21 protein-coding genes are annotated in these 18,472 nt (G+C 40.6%); 2 read left to right on the top strand and 19 right to left on the bottom strand.

The genetic code is table 11. The features are described 5' to 3' along the window. From NBH15_RS03720 to NBH15_RS03670, 11 genes are all read right to left on the bottom strand, one after another. Nucleotides 1-684: hypothetical protein (locus NBH15_RS03720; RefSeq protein WP_250822030.1), on the bottom strand; the 684-nt coding region annotated here is incomplete at its 3' end. Nucleotides 685-730: 46 nt separating this feature from the next. Continuing rightward, the gene (locus NBH15_RS03715; protein ID WP_250822029.1) at nt 731-5,224 is read right to left on the bottom strand and encodes a hypothetical protein; all 4,494 of its coding nucleotides are present in this window, start codon (nt 5,222-5,224) and stop codon (nt 731-733) included. Between the two features lie 300 nt (nt 5,225-5,524). Continuing rightward, a complete protein-coding gene (locus NBH15_RS03710) occupies nt 5,525-6,001 on the bottom strand; it encodes a hypothetical protein (RefSeq protein WP_250822028.1) in 477 nt (158 codons plus the stop codon). A gap of 76 nt (nt 6,002-6,077) precedes the next feature. Beyond that, the gene (locus tag NBH15_RS03705) at nt 6,078-6,392 is read right to left on the bottom strand and encodes a hypothetical protein (RefSeq protein WP_250822027.1); all 315 of its coding nucleotides are present in this window, start codon (nt 6,390-6,392) and stop codon (nt 6,078-6,080) included. A 266-nt stretch (nt 6,393-6,658) separates the two neighbouring features. Beyond that, nucleotides 6,659-7,189, bottom strand: a complete 531-nt coding sequence (locus NBH15_RS03700) for a hypothetical protein (protein WP_250822026.1) — start codon at nt 7,187-7,189, stop codon at nt 6,659-6,661. 21 nt (nt 7,190-7,210) lie between these two features. After that, nucleotides 7,211-8,263: a YbjQ family protein gene (locus tag NBH15_RS03695; protein ID WP_250822025.1), complete on the bottom strand. Its 1,053-nt coding sequence runs from the start codon at nt 8,261-8,263 to the stop codon at nt 7,211-7,213. Between the two features lie 242 nt (nt 8,264-8,505). Continuing rightward, nucleotides 8,506-8,913 (bottom strand): pilus assembly protein HicB, encoded by a 408-nt coding sequence (locus tag NBH15_RS03690; protein WP_250822024.1) that lies wholly within the window; start codon nt 8,911-8,913, stop codon nt 8,506-8,508. A 55-nt stretch (nt 8,914-8,968) separates the two neighbouring features. Then, nucleotides 8,969-9,151 carry a type II toxin-antitoxin system HicA family toxin gene (locus tag NBH15_RS03685; RefSeq protein ID WP_250822023.1) on the bottom strand — a complete coding sequence of 61 codons (183 nt, stop codon included), beginning with the start codon at nt 9,149-9,151 and terminating at the stop codon, nt 8,969-8,971. 200 nt (nt 9,152-9,351) lie between these two features. After that, the gene (locus NBH15_RS03680; protein WP_250822022.1) at nt 9,352-9,732 is read right to left on the bottom strand and encodes a hypothetical protein; all 381 of its coding nucleotides are present in this window, start codon (nt 9,730-9,732) and stop codon (nt 9,352-9,354) included. 216 nt (nt 9,733-9,948) lie between these two features. Beyond that, nucleotides 9,949-11,325: an LPD29 domain-containing protein gene (locus NBH15_RS29485; protein WP_443146934.1), complete on the bottom strand. Its 1,377-nt coding sequence runs from the start codon at nt 11,323-11,325 to the stop codon at nt 9,949-9,951. 48 nt (nt 11,326-11,373) lie between these two features. Beyond that, the gene (locus tag NBH15_RS03670) at nt 11,374-11,616 is read right to left on the bottom strand and encodes a hypothetical protein (RefSeq protein WP_250822021.1); all 243 of its coding nucleotides are present in this window, start codon (nt 11,614-11,616) and stop codon (nt 11,374-11,376) included. A 173-nt stretch (nt 11,617-11,789) separates the two neighbouring features. Between NBH15_RS03670 and NBH15_RS03665 the strand changes: the two genes are divergently transcribed. Further along, nucleotides 11,790-12,089 carry a helix-turn-helix domain-containing protein gene (locus NBH15_RS03665; RefSeq protein WP_250822020.1) on the top strand — a complete coding sequence of 100 codons (300 nt, stop codon included), beginning with the start codon at nt 11,790-11,792 and terminating at the stop codon, nt 12,087-12,089. A gap of 78 nt (nt 12,090-12,167) precedes the next feature. Here the strand turns inward: NBH15_RS03665 and NBH15_RS03660 are convergent, their stop codons facing one another. From NBH15_RS03660 to NBH15_RS29480, 5 genes are all read right to left on the bottom strand, one after another. After that, complete coding sequence (locus NBH15_RS03660; RefSeq protein WP_250822019.1) at nt 12,168-12,392, bottom strand: hypothetical protein; 225 nt, start codon at nt 12,390-12,392, stop codon at nt 12,168-12,170. Between the two features lie 20 nt (nt 12,393-12,412). After that, a complete protein-coding gene (locus NBH15_RS29320) occupies nt 12,413-12,568 on the bottom strand; it encodes a helix-turn-helix domain-containing protein (protein ID WP_350472264.1) in 156 nt (51 codons plus the stop codon). A 23-nt stretch (nt 12,569-12,591) separates the two neighbouring features. Continuing rightward, the gene (locus NBH15_RS03655; protein WP_250822018.1) at nt 12,592-13,005 is read right to left on the bottom strand and encodes a hypothetical protein; all 414 of its coding nucleotides are present in this window, start codon (nt 13,003-13,005) and stop codon (nt 12,592-12,594) included. A 207-nt stretch (nt 13,006-13,212) separates the two neighbouring features. After that, nucleotides 13,213-13,401, bottom strand: coding sequence for a helix-turn-helix transcriptional regulator (locus NBH15_RS03650; RefSeq protein WP_250822017.1), 189 nt, complete (start codon nt 13,399-13,401; stop codon nt 13,213-13,215). A 192-nt stretch (nt 13,402-13,593) separates the two neighbouring features. Next, nucleotides 13,594-15,552 (bottom strand): LPD29 domain-containing protein, encoded by a 1,959-nt coding sequence (locus NBH15_RS29480; RefSeq protein WP_443146933.1) that lies wholly within the window; start codon nt 15,550-15,552, stop codon nt 13,594-13,596. A 196-nt stretch (nt 15,553-15,748) separates the two neighbouring features. On the opposite strand from NBH15_RS29480, the gene NBH15_RS03635 reads away from it, so the two are divergent. Next, nucleotides 15,749-16,063, top strand: coding sequence for a helix-turn-helix domain-containing protein (locus NBH15_RS03635; RefSeq protein WP_250822016.1), 315 nt, complete (start codon nt 15,749-15,751; stop codon nt 16,061-16,063). A gap of 50 nt (nt 16,064-16,113) precedes the next feature. Here the strand turns inward: NBH15_RS03635 and NBH15_RS03630 are convergent, their stop codons facing one another. The 3 genes from NBH15_RS03630 to NBH15_RS03620 form a co-directional block, all read right to left on the bottom strand. Then, entirely contained in the window at nt 16,114-16,530 is a 417-nt protein-coding gene (locus tag NBH15_RS03630; RefSeq protein WP_195286867.1) for a helix-turn-helix transcriptional regulator, read from the bottom strand. 13 nt (nt 16,531-16,543) lie between these two features. Then, nucleotides 16,544-16,837, bottom strand: coding sequence for a type II toxin-antitoxin system HigB family toxin (locus tag NBH15_RS03625; protein WP_195286868.1), 294 nt, complete (start codon nt 16,835-16,837; stop codon nt 16,544-16,546). A gap of 521 nt (nt 16,838-17,358) precedes the next feature. Further along, complete coding sequence (locus NBH15_RS03620; protein WP_250822015.1) at nt 17,359-18,468, bottom strand: hypothetical protein; 1,110 nt, start codon at nt 18,466-18,468, stop codon at nt 17,359-17,361. Nucleotides 18,469-18,472: the final 4 nt, after the last annotated feature.

The following is an 18,472-nucleotide window of genomic DNA, read 5'->3' as shown; positions in this document are numbered from 1 at the left end:
CTTGTCGATTGACCAGACATACTGTTCCTGTGGTTCACTTCTAACTGGAGTTGAACCATCGGACTCTTCCTGTCCAGACAAATCGGAAGATAAATTTGATATAGATGTATTTGCAGACAAGTTCGCGGCAACTTGTCTGCTCTCCAGTACTGGAGAGGGTTGGATATCTGTTAAAGCATTATAAGATGATGAATACACCGCACTTCCAAGGCTTTTCCAATTTTTCCATTCAGAAGCATCTATTCTTTGCCTAAAATATACAGTTCCATCCGTTCCAAATGCTAACTGATTAATCCACACCCCAACAGTCCCTGGAGTCCCAGCTTTGTCAGAGTTAGTTATAGTTAAGACTACACCATAGCCGCTAGGTTTACCTACAATGGTATTGCCATTATAGACTGTAAACGAATTGGTATTTATTGTATCTAAATTTACACTTGAGCCATTAAACGATATATATCCATTTGCATCTTTACTGGCAAATAAACCTGCATCTAATTTACTATTAGGACCGTCATTGTTCTCCGTCCATATTTTATTGTTATTTAAAAACAATTCTGCGAATTTAGCCACCGTCATAATCTCAGCCGGTTCCCCGTCCTTTGGATTGATCAGTGACACATACCAGTCATTAGGTAATGAGTCTGTCTTTACTTTCAATCCGTTTAAACTTACATCTGCCATAATATTTAATTTATTTGTTAATACTATTTTGATTCACTTTTTTATCTTAATGAGTTAATTCGTAATAATTATCACAATACCAATTAACAGCTTCGTTATCTTTACCTACAGCTATTAAACGACATATTTTACCAGGTTTAACATTGATAGACGTTTTATATTCATCATAAGTTTCTCCGGTATTCCATATTTTGCCATTATTAGTAAGACTTACTACTACATTCCAGGATAATTTAGATATAGTCGGAGGATTCGCTATTTGGAAATTAGTTCCATTATATTTAGAATCTACAGGTAATTTGATATTTGTCGTACTACCTATATTCATAGCTATAATATTGAAGTTTTTTGTAACGTTTATGGTTTGCCCATTAACTAACTCCTCCCAGACAAATGGTGTACCTATCGACCCTTTAAAAATACCATTATGAGCAATTATTTCTCCAGTTTTGCCGTCTAACAAGAGGTTAGGTTCTCCGGTAGATGGATCAACATCCTGGCTCTGCATCTTTTTGTTTTTAAATTGGAACTCTGCTATGTTAGCCCCATCGATCAGGGCTGTATCCATCGCAACAAATATCTGTTTATTTGCCACCTCCCAGTTAGCATCCCCGTCTTGAGATGTCGGAGGTACAGTTACTCCCTTTCCTGGGCTATAATTACGTACCTGGAAGACATAGACAGCATTGTTAAAACCGTATAATACAATGTCTCTGTATTGTTCATTCCAAAAGTATGGAGCTTTGTTTTGATCATAAAAGCCACAGGATCGAGGCATGGATCCAGTAGCTCCACGCTCTCCATCCAGACCGTCACGGATAACAGAAACTCCAACTTCATCCACATAATTAGAGTTCCAGGCTTGAGCATCTGATTGTTTTTCGTACATCCGGATTGAGTAAGCTTTTATCCCGGCGATTACGGTTACATTAATGGACGATCCTTTAACAGGTGCTACATGTTGTTCCCAGGCCGATGTACCTGTGACCGATTTACGGCAGGCCAGATAAAATCTATCAGAAGCTTGTACTGTTCCCGTACCGGTCTGCTGTTTGGCCAAAACGGTAAAAGCCGCCGGTGTAGGATTTCCGACTGTATTAAATACAATGTTAGTTACTGGAGATACCAGCCAGTAGGCCGTAGCATCATTACCGGGTTTACCATCTTCGGCCGAATACTGTACTGGGTCACTCCAAGTACCAGCGGCATCCGATATCGCTTTTTTTGTAGACTTCCACCGGGCACCAGTCATGATCGTTTGACTCCAACCTAAACTATTCCCTGTTAAAATCGGACGGGGCGGTTTGCTTATGCTTGTATGATAAGTCGTAAACTCTTGCTCGACCGGCTCGATAACCGTAGGAGGGATAAAGATATCCCAGTATTCCGAATTAATAGTTTCAGGTGTAAGAGGCTTGTATAGTAAATAGCTACCACCGGTCTTTAGGTATTTACCCCCTGTCGACAGAAATGGTACAGGAGTCTGCCCTGTATTTTTCTTTTTACAAAATATCTTACCTCCATTAAATGAGACTAAATCACGTTGGTTGTATTCCCTGTATGGACTATAAGGCTCTGTTATATAGTTTAACCCAGCTTCACCAGGATCACCTTCTATTTTGCTCCATTTGTAGTCAGAAGGATTATTCGACTCTGTTTCAGTTTCCTTGTTGTAAGCCAGGCCTACATACTTCTTGCCATCAGGATTGTTAGACATGCCATTCCCCTGCGCATCATCGGCATAACGTACCCAAGTATATAAAGTCTTTCCATCTTCTCCCGGTTTACCCGGAACACCTTCCCCTTCAATCAAAGACCAATTATAATCGTTCGGATCGTTCGATTCGGTAGGCGATGTTTGGTTTACAGCCAACCCCATATATTTCTTTCCGGCAGGCAAATCAGACATGCCATTCCCCTGCGCATCATCCGCGTATTTCAACCAGGTATAATATTGTATCCCGTCATCCCCTTTAGGACCAGGAAGACCAGGAGAACCGGGTAGGCCATCTTCAGATAATAATTGCCAGGGGTGATTAGGATCTCCGGTATATAGTCTTTTACCGCCAGTGGTAAGGTATTTGCCGCCTGTGGTAAGATAGCCTCCCGGATTCTTTCGCGGCTTAACTCCTTGATTATCCCTGTTAGCAATATAAGAGGCTCCATCACTTCGAACTATGTTACCTTTTACATAAGATCGATTAGGATCCCATTCACCGACAGCTTCAGCACTGGTTCCATCTTTTCCGTCTTCGCCTTTTGAAACGCGTTTGAACCAATCAGGATTACCGTCAACCGGTTCCGATGTTGTTCCATCCGGATTAACGCATAACCAGGATGACCCATTATAGGTTACTTCGTCATAATAGGCATATTCACCTTGTGTCCAAGCTCCCTTGAAAAAGGGAACTCTCTCAACGGATGTACCATCAGCCGACATCTGGTTGATCACACCGGTCATGTAGATGTTATTCAAGAAAATAGAGTATCCGGTCATGTTATATCCATGTACCGACAGATTGGTTAGATCACCAAACTGAGCCGCTATCTGACGTTTTTCAAACTCCCAACCGTCTACATGATAGAGATAACGCGTGTAGGTTCGGGTTGCATAATTAGATGTCTGACGGTCTTTATTGGTAAAGTTACCATAAGCGACAAAGTGCATGGCCTCACAAGGATGAAACTCGTGAGGATAACTAGCCGAAGAAGGACGAAGCTGATATTTGAAAGTTTGGTTTTCCTTATCCAGTATTTCTGTTACAGTAAAATAGGCTGTAAAAAAACCGGCAAAGGTGAACACACCTTTACTATCATCCTTATCCTCCGTAGCGTTTTCCGAAGAAGTGAGAGAATGGAATATCCCCATACAAATATCGCCTACGGCAACTGCTCCAAATTCTCCGTCTTCCAGTTTCAGCCGGGCAATCCTATTAACAGTGTCAACAGACTCAATAATTCCACCACCGGGAGCGTTCCAACTAATACCTGTAAAGACTTCTGCCCGATTAAATCTTATTTCAGGCACTTCCAGGAATCGGCGTATAATAAGAGACTCCAATTCTCCATTTCCAAAAGCGTCAATCATGCCGCCCTTGCCGGTCAGGATACCAGGGATAAACTCTCCGAATTTTGTCCCTTTCAAAAAGTTGATCAATTCCAGGGCAAAATCTTCAATGTCTTTCCTCAGACGTTTTTCGTCTTCATTTTTCGCCCGAAGGGCCGTATAAACATTATTGTCGCTCGGTACAGTTATTGTATCGGTTGATTTAATGGTTTCAATACCAGTACCACCCTGAGATGTATTTAAGTCTAATCCTTCTAATTCTGTAATAAGATCATTTAAAACTTTGTCATGTATCTGCCCTGTAGTTGTTGCCCCCCACACCTCGGTATGCGGTTCCTGTACCGGAATCAATAGATCCGGCGAAAGCGAAGGCTTCGGGAACTCAGCGAGACGTGGGGGCAAAAAAAAAGTTTCACCCGTCGGTACAGGGATTACCAGGTTCTCAGGAAGGTCCGTTCTTCGTTGGATATCCAGATAAGGACGGTTGTCTGCCAGCCGGTAGGTAAAGGAGTAGGAAGTGGGCGGATTCGCGCTGTCCGTCTTTGCGTCGCTCGACGTGAAGACGATCCGGTACAAGCCGGATAGGGTGTACACGTATTTGCGACGGGCAACAAACATGTCTTGCAGCCAACGAGCCTCTTCAGGGGTCAGCATGCCCGTGTTTCGCGTAAGCAGACGGTTAGAATCTATCCTGTATTCCTCACTCTCATCGCCGAAAGAAGCCAAGTTGTGCGTATATTCGGGATCATCTTTCAATGCGCCGTAGGCACGCAAGCTGTCAATACCTCCCAAGCTGTTTTCAAACAGGTACCAGTTCTCATCTTCTCCCTGCTTTTCGCTTGCCAGATAACGCTGCACATAGCTCAGGCGTGCTCCGGAGGCGTTTTCTACCCAGACATCATAATACATCGGGCGTTTGGGGGTGAACTTGCCGTAAATAACAGCGTATTGCAGATTATAGGTTACGCAAGTGCCACGGCTTTGCGTAGAAAGCGTGATGGAAGTGTTCGTCCCGTCTTCCCAGTAGGCCCGGAGGCGCACGGAGCAATCGTCTGTGGCGTAATAGGTGAGCCATTCGGGACTGTAATAGGTGACTGCCTTTTGCGTGGGTTGCCAGGTAAGGAAATTGCCTGCCAGGAATTGCGAGGCGGATTCGTTCAGGTTGAGTTTTCCGCTTTTTATGCAACTGAAGGTATAGGTCTCAGAGTCGTATGTGACAGAAAACTCAGCCGCCAACCTGGGTTGTATGAACACATCTGAAGAAGGTAGCGTGAAAGAGAGGTAAGATTCAGCAACCTCACGGAAATCCACATGGATAAGATTCCCGTTGCCGGGATAATAGGCTTCCTCCAGGATGGTCTGACCGCCTACCGACAGTTTTACAAGAACCGGGTCGGCGCTTTGTAAAATCAGATCCTTCATGTTACCGCTCATCGACAGGCTATCGGGTTTCTGTACAGTTACTATTGACATGCTATCTGTTGATACTTGTTTTACGTTCTATAAGCAAATATAAACAGACGACTTGGGGCATTTAAGGACAAAAACCGCATGTCTATCCCGTATATCGTGTACGTAATTCCGTCAAACGTCTGCCTATCGGCCGGCAGGGGGGGGGCAGGGGGAGGGGCAAACCGAAAAGGGGATGAGTCCGGCTACCGAACCTACCGTATATAAAAAAGCCGATGGAACAAGACTGCCCGTTCCATCAGCTTTCAACAATATGGATAAATCCGTAATATTACAGAGATTCCATAGGCGAATTAAAAAGGATCACTCCCATCCATTGATTCCGTCCGGGCTGTAATCCGGAAAGCATTCATTCATAGGTGTATCCAACGAACTGCGAATGAACAGTTCGTGTGAAGCAATGATCGCATTCGTAATACGCTCTATCACCGGATCAGACAATTCCGGAAGCAGCATTGCCGCTTCGGCTACATAGATACCCGGCTCCTTCGACCGCACGCTCGACATCATTTTTATGTCCGGATACTCGCGATGGATATTCTCCAGGTCACGGAGCGCACAAGAAGATATGCCTACCAAACGGGTAAACAGTTTGACCATCTGACGGAGCGAAGCACACACGTCCTGCGCTCCCAAAAGCGACTTCTCGTAATCGCTTACCATGTCCTGAAGGTCTTTACCCTCCGTGTTACGTTCCGCCTTCAGTACTCGCAAGGCACGGAACAATTCATTCTCCAAGCTTCTGTAGTTTGCCGGGAGCAAATATTTATTCTCTTTCATTTTGTATTCTTTTTTTGAGTGTATAAAAAATCTTTAGGGTAGCAGCTGCTGCACGTCTACCCCAAAGATACGATTGTTAATCTTCAGGAAAAATCCGTGATATTTCCGATGTACCATAGGAAGCCAGAGCGTCGTAATACGCCCGGCTATCCATATATTCATCCACTATTTCAGAGCGTGTAGCGCGGTCTCCCAGCTTCAGGGCAATTTCCTCAAAGGCAGCATCCGGAATGGAATAATAAACGTCGTCGATATAGTCCGAATGTCCCGCCATGCCTAAGAGGGCAAAGAATACAGATATAAAAAGGATACCCTTCGCAAGGGCAGACAATCCCGGCTTTACGGGAACGGCTTCCAGGGTGGAAGCGGTTGCTTGGTTTTTTGATATCATAATGATACGATTTGTTTAGCTATTAGACAGAAAAACGGCTGTCATTTCCCGTGTCGCTAAACAAATCGTACCATAATAACGCCAAGGCGGTATATAATACATGGGATAGACAGCCGTATATTTTATGGGCATAAAAAAAGCCCGTATGTTTTTCGAGCTTTAACCGCGCCCGAGACGTCATTATTTACATAACGATTTGTTTAGCACTGCAAATATGGGGATTATATTTGAAGTTCGCAAACTATTTCCGATAAAAGATGCTTCTCTTATTTGAATACATTTAGTAATTCGCTTTCGGCTTCAATATTTACCTCATGTTCCCCTATAGCCTTCAAATAAACACTGAATTTGTTATTCAATTTTTTTATGCAGTCATTATGGTATTCCTCTCTTCCTCCAGACAATACAGATTTGAATTCTGTAGAATTCAAAATCTCTTTATACAATATTTTTTTAGCTTCCTCTTTTTTATGAAGTAAAACTAATAAGGCAAATTCTTTTTGCCAGTCCAAGCCATTACCTTCTTTCATTTTTCGAATGTTTACAGCTATTTCCGCAATGATGGATAGTAACGACCAGCTAAGAAGAGTAGCCATCACGATATAGATAAGCGAAGAAAGGCCAAGCCAGTTAAAGCCTTCAATTCCTTTTATTTCCCCTGAATAAGAAGAACGCTCCCAAATAAAACAGTTTCCAAAAAACACCACGATGGATCCTATTAATCCCAATACTAATACAACTGTTGCCATTGTAGACAAACTTTTTTCTGCTGTTGTAAATTCAATTTTTGTTTTCATTTTTATACTATATCAAAATTATTAATTGTTTGTTTCAAGCAACGATTCTAATGCTTCCACCTTTTTATAGAAAAGATCAATAACGTCTTGTTCCTCTTTATTAAAACCTTTATTATTTTTCTTACATTCTGGGCAATACTCTTTATCCGCGTCAAAACTCTTGCCGCACGCACATTTAATAACCTCTTTTTCTTTGCCGAGTAAGCTTTTTTTCGATAGTCGTACATGAAGATCTGGAAAGCTATTCAGTTTCAACTGAATTTTTTTCATGTACAAAAGTTCGTCTGATGTATAATTATCCCTTTCAGCAGACATTAAAGAGATTAACAAACAATTGTTTAAACCTTTATCCATCAACTCGCAAATATGTTTTGCAGAAAACAAATTAGATTTAACAATAATAGAAGAAATCTTGGTTCCTTTCTCTAAAACAATGGGATACAAAAGGCTAGAAGCAATATTTGAGTCTATTGACAGAAAATAAGAAATAAGATTATTAAGCATTAAGTCTTTTTCTTTTTTTCTAAAATCATCAAGATCATTATCTAATTCTATATACTTATCTAACAATGCTTTGCCTATTTCAGGTATAGACAAGTGTTTTATGTTCTCCCAATCATCCTCCGAGGGAAGAATGCCTTTTTCATTTATCTTATAAATAAGTAAACGTCTATTAGCTTCATTCACCAAATCTTCATTGTCTACGACGCCAGGAATTATACTCTTTACCCCTTTTTCAAACTCTATAATTGCAGCAGTTCCTGAAGATGCAATCATAAACATAGATTTTCCTTGAGATGATATTTCATCAAAGTCTACGTTAAAATTCAATATACAATTGGCTCCTTTATTGATAGATTTTTGAATAAGTTCTTCTCTTGCTTTCTCATAGATCAATTCCAATTTTGATTTATATCGACCAGAATAGCCACCAAAGAAATCAGAAAATGAAGCTATTATATCAGAAAAAACATTTGTTCCTATAACAATATTTGTAGAAACAACTCCTAAATATTTAACGACTGTCGCATTCTCGACTGACGGGGTTGTTGTAACTAATAAATCTCCTTTCATGGTATTAATTTCAATATATAATTATCAATTTGTTCTTTATCAAAAGTAGGAATAGGTTTATCAATGATTCCCATGGTTTTAAAGTTTTAATTCGTTCACGCAACAAAGATAATTATTATTATTTTGGTAATAAATAATTTGTGTATAAATGATTGCTTTCCAATCAAAAAAAGCCCCGACCCTTCCGGATCGGGGCGCATTAATAAAAGCTCTATGTTTCGAGGCCTCGCGGCTTGGATCTGTCAAAGTGTGGCCGTCTGTAGTTCCTTACTTAAATCCTGAAGGGTTTTCAGGATTTTCTTTGTAGTCGTTTCGGACGCATACGCCAAACCTGCTTTATATTGTCTCATCTTCGATTCGTTTACGCCTGCCCTCTTTGCAAACTGGCTGACATTGATCCAATCGAAATAATTAAACAATGCAGGGATATCATACCGGAAAGACACTTTAATATCTTCCGCCTCTTTCGGGATTTCATCACCTCTTTCCGTTATAATCTCTTTCGCCTCCTGGATGCTCTTGTAAAAGTCCTCCTTTGCCTCTGCCACGGAATAGCCGTAGCCTCCAAAACAACAGCCCTGCAACTCATCGTCCGAGCTGATTTGATAGTAGTTGTTTTCGTTTTTTTCGATGATTGCGATGATTTCCATGTTGAATGTTTTTAGAATACTCTCCTCTATCAGTTTCCGGTTGAATAGGCGGGGATCAAATCCCCGCCTTGCTCTTGATGCTTTCGAGCGTTTTCGGCTTTAAATCTTCCGTTTTATGGCGGGAAACAGGGAATGTTTTGCCAGTCAACGGACTGAACCAAATATCATGGTTTCCTCCTCTCCGGTAGATGGTGCAGCCGGCAGCTTTCAGCAACCGTACAACCTCTGAAACTTTCATATCAAAGAGCTTTATTATTACGCTGCAAAGGTAACAATTTCGTTACTGCAAAGCAAATAAAACAGTAACTATTTTGTTACTGTTTTAGGATTCGCAAGAAAATCCGTGATATTTCACAAGTTCCATAGGCGGGATTAGGTTGTTTTGGGAAAATCAGTGATATTTCAGAAAGTCCATAGGACATGTAACCTTAATCACAATCAAACAAATTCGGGGATACCTATTTCTTCACTGTATTTCACGTAATCCTTATTACGGGCTATATCCCTGAAAGCGTCATTAGTTTGTAGCATTTTATCGAACGATGGGGCTTTTATCTTCTTTTGTTTTTTGCTTCTAATCGTCCAGCCGTGTTTTTTCAAGTCATCATATAGGGACCCTTTATTGATGCAGTAAGTAAAGTGCATTTCAAATGTTTGCTCGAAAGCCTTTCGCGCATCTTTTTCATTTTCTCCATACGCCGAAAGATCTAAAGCCGGGCAATACACTATATATGCTCCATCTTCTTGAAACATATACATTTCAAGTTTTGCCCGTATGGTCGATCCACCCGTTGTAAATTGTCCTGAAAAAACTAACATAATATATCGTAGTGTTATCTTGTTGTTGTCGCAAAGATAATCCTTTTCAGTATCAAAAATAATAATATGTAATAATATTTTGTTGGTATTTTGTTGGTATTTTGTCTTTTATATGAAAATCCGTGATATCTCCAATAGTCCATAGGTTCCGATCAGGCAGCCGGAGACTTTACCCTTTTTCCCACGCCCAAAAAACGGGAATTATTATTACATAGACTATGGAAATGCCCCTACATTCCCTGTATCATACATCTTAATAATATTATTACCCTTGAACAACGCGTAACGAAGTGTATCGGAAGCTATTTTAGGGTTACTATCTGCATCAAAAACAGCCTCTTCATCGCTTTCGGCGTAAATACATTCAGCTGTTATCCATGTACCAAAGAAATACATTAATCGGTATTCCTTGGTATTTGGTTGTTTGATTTCATTGGGCACAGTGAATAATATTCCAAGTTTATGCCCTTCTTTTCTGTTTCCGTCAAAATTTCGTGATATTTCAGAATCTCCATAGGCGACCGAAGGCGTTTCGACTGGTTCGGGTTGTTCTGTGGCTGAAGCTAATCCGGTAGGCTGGATAGGATCAGCAGGCAATGCCCTGCGTAACTGGGCTAAGTCTTTTTTCAATCGGTTCGCCCGGGTTTGTTCTGTGTCGGCAAACTCATAATTTCCGATACTCCGGTAAAATTCGGCGTTTTCGGAAGCATTCGTAAACGCCCGTTCTTTAGCCTCGATCATTTCGATTATATCCTTTTGATCGCCGCTTTCTGTCAATTCTTCTAAGTCTGTTTTCTTTACAAGCACACAAACAGCAGAAGGGGTAACCTGTTCGGCCTCCACGGATGGAGCGAGCAACGCCCGCACATTGTCCGCCTGTTTTTTGCTGAATATCCAGCCGGCACGCTTTGTTCCGTTGTGCTTTAACGACGGGTTAAAACGTCCGCCGAGGCTCTTTAATTGGTCTTTGACGGTTTTAGTGTTGCCAAATAAGGCGATCGCCTTTTCGGAATAGTCCACGATTTCGACAGCGTTAGAAACCGGTGATATTTCCGTATCGCCATAGGAGCCGGGGGCGGCTGTTTTCTTTTCCGGACGGGTCGGTTCTACGACCTGGTACGGCTTGTCTGATTCTCCTACGTTCATCCAGCAATAGAAATTTGTATCAAAATAATCTATCATCCCGTCACAATCAGAAAAACGATAAGAACTTACAAATGTGTGTATTTTGTCGCAAACGGCTAACATTTCATCGGTTATTCTCCCTCTATATTGTCCCCCAAATCCGCTTATACTGCTTTCGAAACTATGGGGGTTACCTTCGCAAAGTGCCTGTATAGGACCGGAAAGAATAGTTATATACAGAGTGTCGGCAGTCATCCCCCATTTTGAACGGACGGAAAATTTAAAGCCCGGAAATTCTTTTTTTAAGAAGGCGCGAACCTTTACGGCTATTTCCTTTGCACCTAATTTCTGGTCGTAGTTTGATCCGGCCCAACCGTTTTGCGTGTAAAATTCGTATTTCAGAGCTTCTGACGCTTCGTTTAATTCACGATTAATTGTTACTACTGTGTTGTTAGTTGCTGTTTTCATGACTGTTTATTGTTTTTTGTTATTACTCTATTTGTAAACTATTAATATTTAAGCAATTCCCATTTCTTTTAAATAGACATCTGTAATTTCATGTACTTCATCAATCAGACTATCGGCGGAAATAATCACCTTTCCACCCATGCAGGCGGGTTCGTCTGCTACATTCTGCAACATAACATTCAAATCTTCCATACATAACCATTCGCAGGAGTCGAAAACATTTCCGGCATTGTCTAAAATAGTGATAACTACGTTTGAAGAACTTGCAATGTTTGAATTACTTGTTTTCATTACTTTAATTTTTTATTGTTGTTGTTTTGTTTATTATTATGACGCAAATGTAAACACTATTATTTACACATGCAAGAATTAAGCAACAAATATATTTCCGATTAACTATTGTTAGTAAATAGTTCTATTTACATTAATTCCATTAGTATAACTTTGCACCAAAATATAAAACTATGACAAGAATTAAAGAAATATTAAAAGAGAAAGGAATGAGCGTTGTTCAATTGGCAGACGCTTTAAACATTAGCCGACAGGCATTAAGTAAACAAATTGGGGGTAAAATGCTTGTAGAGACAGCCGAACGTATAGCCACCGCCCTAGATGTTCCCCTATGGCAACTATTCGCATCCCCTGAAGATGTTGCAGGAAAAGAAGAATTAACCGCCCTTATACGGTACCGAGGGCAACTTTACCATGCGGATAATATAAAAGAATTGAAAGATGTTATACACAAAATAGAGGGGCAAAGCTAATAAATAAACCCCGGTAAAAATTCCGCCGGGGTTTATTTTACTAGTCCATCTCTAACTGGATGTCTAAAGCTTCTAAGATTAGAGATAATAATCACAAGACGGGGTTATATCATCTCCGTACTTTTCAGCGATTTCTTTCATCACAAACTGGATATCTAATCCAAGAGTTTTATAATTATTAATCTGTTCTTTTACAGTCCCATTTCCATCCAGTGACGTTTTTCTAAGACTGCCCGAAAGAGTATAAATCAAAGTTTCTAAATCATTTAATAAGATTCTCAGTTCACCTATTTTTTCATTCATGATTTTCACGATTTGAGGTATTATTTTATAACAAGTTCTATATTGAGATACCTTAGTGTAGCTTCTATTTTATCTTGGCTAAGATTCGTCTTTCCAGAAAGAAAGAGAGACATACTACCCCTATTTATCCCTATTTGCTCCGCGAGGTCTATGGCCTTGACTTTACGGAGACTCATTGCTTCTTTAATTGCTTTCCGTATCATTTTTTCAACATTTGATTTCTCATTTCTTCTATACCTTCCACTGTATTAGGATATACTGTCCATCCTCTTCTCAATAAAGAAAGAAGAGAATCACATTTTTCATTAACAAGTGCGTTACTTACTTCTTTGTAGGTTGATTTAAGTAATCTGTATTCGTTATAAGAAATTTTTCTAACATCACCCAGACAAACTTCATCGTCACCACCAAAACCAACGATAGTACCTTCATAGTAGTATTTTTTACGACCATAAGCTCCAGAAACGGCAAATGAGCCAACTTCTTCCATATAACCCACCTGAGCCATTGAAACCCCACATTCATACTGTCTTGTTTGAGTATTAAATGATCGCCCGCATTCAGGAGCTTCACCATATCTGTATCCTACTATTTTACTACCTATAATGTTCATGTCTTATTTGTTTTATGATTACACTACAAAGATACAAAAATGTTTAGTACTACAAAACATTTAGTCAAAAAAAAGTTCACCATTACTAAACATTTAATTTTTGAGAACAATTACAGAGAATAGCTCGCATCTTTCCAAAAATGATAATCGACGGTATTACCCCTATCTATTTGCTGGATAAATCTTGGGTCCAGGGGTTCATTTTGATTAGTCAATCTCTAACCGGATGCCTAAGACCTCAAATATCTTTTCAATTTTTGGAAGGCTTAAATTTATCTTTCCATTTATAAATAATGACATAGAAGATCTTGATATCTCTATCTTATTTGCCAGATCAACAGGCTTAACACCTTTATCTGCTATCGCCTTTTTTATAATTCCCCTAATCATCTTCATAATCTTTTAAAAAATCTGTGATATTCCAAAGAATCCATAGGGCATGATAAATAAAAAAAACATCAATCCCCACTCCGGTAAACTAAGTTTTATTCTTTTCATTTCTATATCAAATGCAAAGATGATCCCTATATTGATTTACACAAAATAAGATGTAAAAAAAACGCGATATTTCCGAAAATAGGCTACCTATCAGGTAACCGATCGCTTTCGTTTAGCCTTTTCCGGATATTTTCTCCGGAACTCTTGTAAGCGGTCGGCGGCACGTTCGGCCAAGCGTAGCACCTTGTTATTTTTCTTAACTGGAAACGATGCAGGACCGACAACCGAAGGAGAGGCAACACGCGCCATTGCATTCAGCCATGCGATAAGCAAAACGCGATATTTTGCAGCATAATCGGCGCGGTCTGTTTCCGAAATATTATTTAAATCGTCCGTTATCTGGCGGCTATGCCTGTCAAGCGTTTCAGATCCGCGTTTATCCGGTTCCTGACTTTGCAAGCGATAGGCGGCGCGTGCTGTCTCGGATAGGTCGGAAAGGTCGGAAAGCTGTGATATTTCAGAATCTCCATAGGTCGCCGTTTGGACTTCAACACGTTCTAACGGCTCCGTATCGACATCCGATCCGGTAGGATGGATCGAGTCCGCAGGTAATGTCCGGCGTAATTGGTCTAAGTCTTTTTTTAATCGGTTCGCCCGGGTTTGTTCTGTGTCGGCAAACTCATCATTTCCTATACTCCGGTAAAATTCTGCGTTCTTTGATGCATCAAAAAAAGCCCGTTCTTTTGCCTCAATCATCCCGCGGATAGATTGTTGATCGTTTATTTCTATCAATTCCTCTAAGGCTGTTTTATCCTTTGTAAAATAAGATTCAACCTTATATCCGTTTTCCTCTTTGGTATAATATCCTTTTTTCTGTGATATTTCAGAATCTTCATAGGCTGCCTCGATAGGGGCAGTATCTTTTGTTTCTAATTCTCGGATTAAACCGGTATATTCTTCTTTCGAAAATTTTTTGTTTGGCTCAGAATATGCACCTAATTTCCCAATATTAGCGACATAGGTAGTATATATATCATTTATAATCTTTTCTCTTTTAAAACTCCAATACCAATTACGCCCAGCATTGCCGTTTAAACGGCGTGTCTGGTCTATTATATCTTGCAAACTTTTACCACGTTTAGCAACGTCATTCGTTTTTTTCTGTTCAGTAAACAGCGCCCGCACTTTATCCGCCTGTTTTTTACTAAAGATCCATCCGGCGCGCTTTGCATCGTTATGCTTTAACGACGGGTTAAAGCGTCCTCCGAGACTCTTTAACTGATCTTTAAATTCTTTGGTGTCGCCAAATATGGCGATCGCTTTTTCTGAATAATCCACAATTTCGATAGCGTTAGAAACCTGTGATATTTCGGAATCCACATAGGACGATGAGACGGAAGAAGCCCCCGTAACCGTCGAATCTACAACCTTGTATGGGCGATCGTAATCACCGATATATATCCAGCAATAAAAATTAGTATCGAAATAATCTATCATCCCGTCACAATCGGAATAACGGTAAGAACTTACAAATACATTAATTTTTTCGCAAACGGCTAACATTTCGTCCGTTATACGGCCTTTGTAGGCATCGCTAAACCCGCTAATGCTACTTTCATAGTTATGGGGGTTGCCCTCACAAAGACCCATTATTGGACCGGAAAGGATGGTAATATACAGCGTATCAGATTGCATTCCCCATTTAGAGCGAACCGAAAATTTAAAGCCGGGGAATTCTTTTTTTAAAAAAGCGCGAACTTTTACGGCGATTTCCTTCGCACCTAATTTCGGATCATAGTTAGAACCAGCCCAACCGTTTTGCGTGTAAAATTCGTATTTATTCGATTCTGATGCTTCCGGATCTTCCAACGTTTGCGGATCATCAAAATATTCAAATTCAAATTCTTCCTGGGTCAAGGAATAACCGAACATGTCACAAAAATAATTTCTACCCTGACCTATCTCATTATCATTAAAAGCCCATTTCCCCGGCTCCAGTTCTACCGCTTTGATAGGAGATTTTTTTACTATATCACTGAAAAAGCTATAGCTTAATTCGTTTAATTCTCTCTTGATTGTTAATACCGTGTTGTAAGTTGTTGTTTTCATGACTTTAATTTTTTATTGTTGTTGTTTTGTTTATTATTATGATGCAAATGTAATGCTATTCTTTAATACTGTAAAGAAAAAATTAAAGTATTTCCATACGTTTAATGTTTATTAGTAATACAATTCTTTAATTTTACTTTTGTTTGTAATATATAGCCTAACTTTGCAGGGGATAAACGTAATACAATACTTTAAGATGAATAATCGGATAAAATTTCTATTGAATGAAAGAAACATGACGGCTAAAGAATTAGCGGAGCTATCAGGTATTTCGCGCGTAAGCTTGTCTAATATCATGACAGGAAAACAAGAAGCATCTGCAAACACATTAAACACAATTGCGGAAAAATTAAGCGTACCCTTTTGGCAGCTATTCACCGCCCCGGATGAAGTTTCAGAAAAGCCCGAATTAACCGCCCTGATCCGGTTCCGTGGGCAGCTTTACCAGGCGGATAGCATAAAAGAGTTGGAAAACGTTGTAAAATGGATCAGGGAAGAGGGGGAGAGATGAAAGAGGAAGCAAATAAAGCCAGGCGAGAAAATCGCCCGGCTTTATTTATCTTATGCAAACCGCAAAATTAACCCCGGATCAATACCTAATTTTTCATATAGCCGTTTTGCTAAACGCATGGAAACCGGCCGTCTACCTGTCATTATCTGGCTAAATGTTGATTCTTTGACATCCAACAGATCGGCTGTTTGACGTTGTTTTAGGCTACGCGCTTTCATCTCCTTCTCAATCGATTCTATCAACGGATTTTTAAATACAATCGCCTTTGCCTTATAACACATAGATTCGTAATCGGCACACATAACACCTACCCGGCCAATCTCCCGCGTATATACATTATCCGCCTCCGGATCATCCAGCGCACCGCATTTAGTAGCCTCATTAATAAGGCTGTTTAAATATAGCTTAACTTTTTTGTAAACAATAGGCGATGTTATCGCGGTTATATCTGCAAACTTTATTTCCATAACAAAACCCTTTCTAAATGTTTTTACAATTTATTTTATCATAATCCTTGTGTGTCCCAACAAATTGAACAACCAATAAACCCGCCACAAAAATAACAACTACAACCAATCTATAACTATTTCCTTTTATGTTAAATACATACCGGCTATTCCCGACATAGTCGGCCGAAGGAAACGAAGCCTTTAAATCCGTGTGCGATTTCCATTCTTCACGCTCTACGATATCCGCCCATCTTTGCAACGGGCGCAAAGCGTCTGCGTGCCTATAAGCAAATTCATCTAACCGTTCTTTATTAGCAATCTTCATCGATGTTATTCTTTTCTGCAAAGATAACAAATAACTTTACAAAATGCAAAGTTATTCTTATTTAAGAAAAAGAAAATATAAAAGTTTATCCGTCTGGACAGATCGCAACCGTTTCCCCTTATCCGCCTGTCTTTCCGTCCGGCCGTCCTTCCTTTCGTGCCCTCGGTGACCGGCATATTTGCGCGGATTTCCTCCCGTCCAGACCGGATACTTCTTAGGGCGGCGCGGGATCGATCGTGCGCCCTATGCACCGAAATCGTCCGTCAAGGGATCTATCCGAATCAAATCCAAATAAATGAGTGATTTAATCTGTTCGGCAAACTCCAAATCGTTCCTAAGACGGATATTTAGAAGAAAAAGTAAGCAGAAAGACATAAAAAAACCGCCACATTCACATGCGACGGCTTAATCAATCATCCTCTAATTCTAAAAACCAAATCAAATACCATGGAAACACAATTATCTTTGATTATGCAAAGGTACTAAAACATATTCAAACATAATATTTTACAAAAAAAAAATCAACGAATACTCAACCCCGGATACAGCAGCGAACCTTCTCTGTAGAAATTGTTCATTCCTATAAACAAGTCATCAAAGGCATCTGTTCCGTCAGTACGGAGTTCGGCGCGGTCTTCTTCGGTTTCCGTTTTCTTCTCTCCGGATTTGTCTTTGCCGAAGCCGTCGTATTTTTCTCCGGTTTCGGTGTTTTCGAGGGCGGCGATCAGGAACTCGTTGTTGTCGTAGTTCAGGTAGGGGAACAGGTTGGGTTTCCCGCGCTTGCTGTCGTAACGGTGCATGAAAGCGTTGTAGAGCAGGTAAAACTTGGTCATGTGGTACATGGCTTCGCCCATGTCGACCGCGTTCACGTTCCAGCCGCGGGCACGCAGACAGGCAATGACCGTTTCGTAGAACTGCTCATTCTTCTCGTGGTTGGCATACTTACGCTGCTTGGCAGTCTGGTTGTAGTAGTAGTTCACGCGATTGTTGCGCTGGCGGTGTGGCTCGTAGTAGTCGCACCAGTCGGAAACAAGTTCGGGGATCTGCCTGCCGTCCTTTACGAACATGGAGCTTAGTCCCATCATGCGCTCAATGCCGCCGATCGTCTGCCGCTGACCGGTCACAATCCAGTTGATGCGTTTGTTGTAGTCGAGAGCTATGTTCAGGCTCTGCTTCGGGTCAATGTCAAGGTCGAGGAAGCAGGTTTTGTTCTGTTCTTGCAGGGATTTAAAGTCGTAGGTACTGTATGTCCCGCGTACACGGCTACCCGAAGGAGGTTTGACCGATACGCGGAAATCTTCCATTTTTTCAGCCGTTTCGACCACGTAGGTATGGCGCGTACTGTCGAACGCACTGTAAAAGCCGTCTGCGGTGCGTTTCAGACGTTTGTTCAGGATGGATATATCAAAGATACGCTTAGGTAATATTCGTTCCATATCCTTGAGATAATCGATGCCTACGACCGCTATGTTCATGATGGTGTTGAACTCACGGTATAGGTAGCAGTCTCGGCGCATTTCGTTCATGTAGCGGAACTCCGCGTCCAGCTTCTTCTGTGAATAGATCCGGTCCTTGTTGGCGTTGTAGTATTCCATGAAGAGGTAGAAATCGATGCTTTTCTTCAGCTCCATTTCG

The sequence above is a fragment of the Parabacteroides caeci genome (assembly GCF_023656795.1).
Taxonomy (GTDB): domain Bacteria; phylum Bacteroidota; class Bacteroidia; order Bacteroidales; family Tannerellaceae; genus Parabacteroides; species Parabacteroides segnis.
This window is presented reverse-complemented; position numbering and strand designations above follow the sequence as displayed.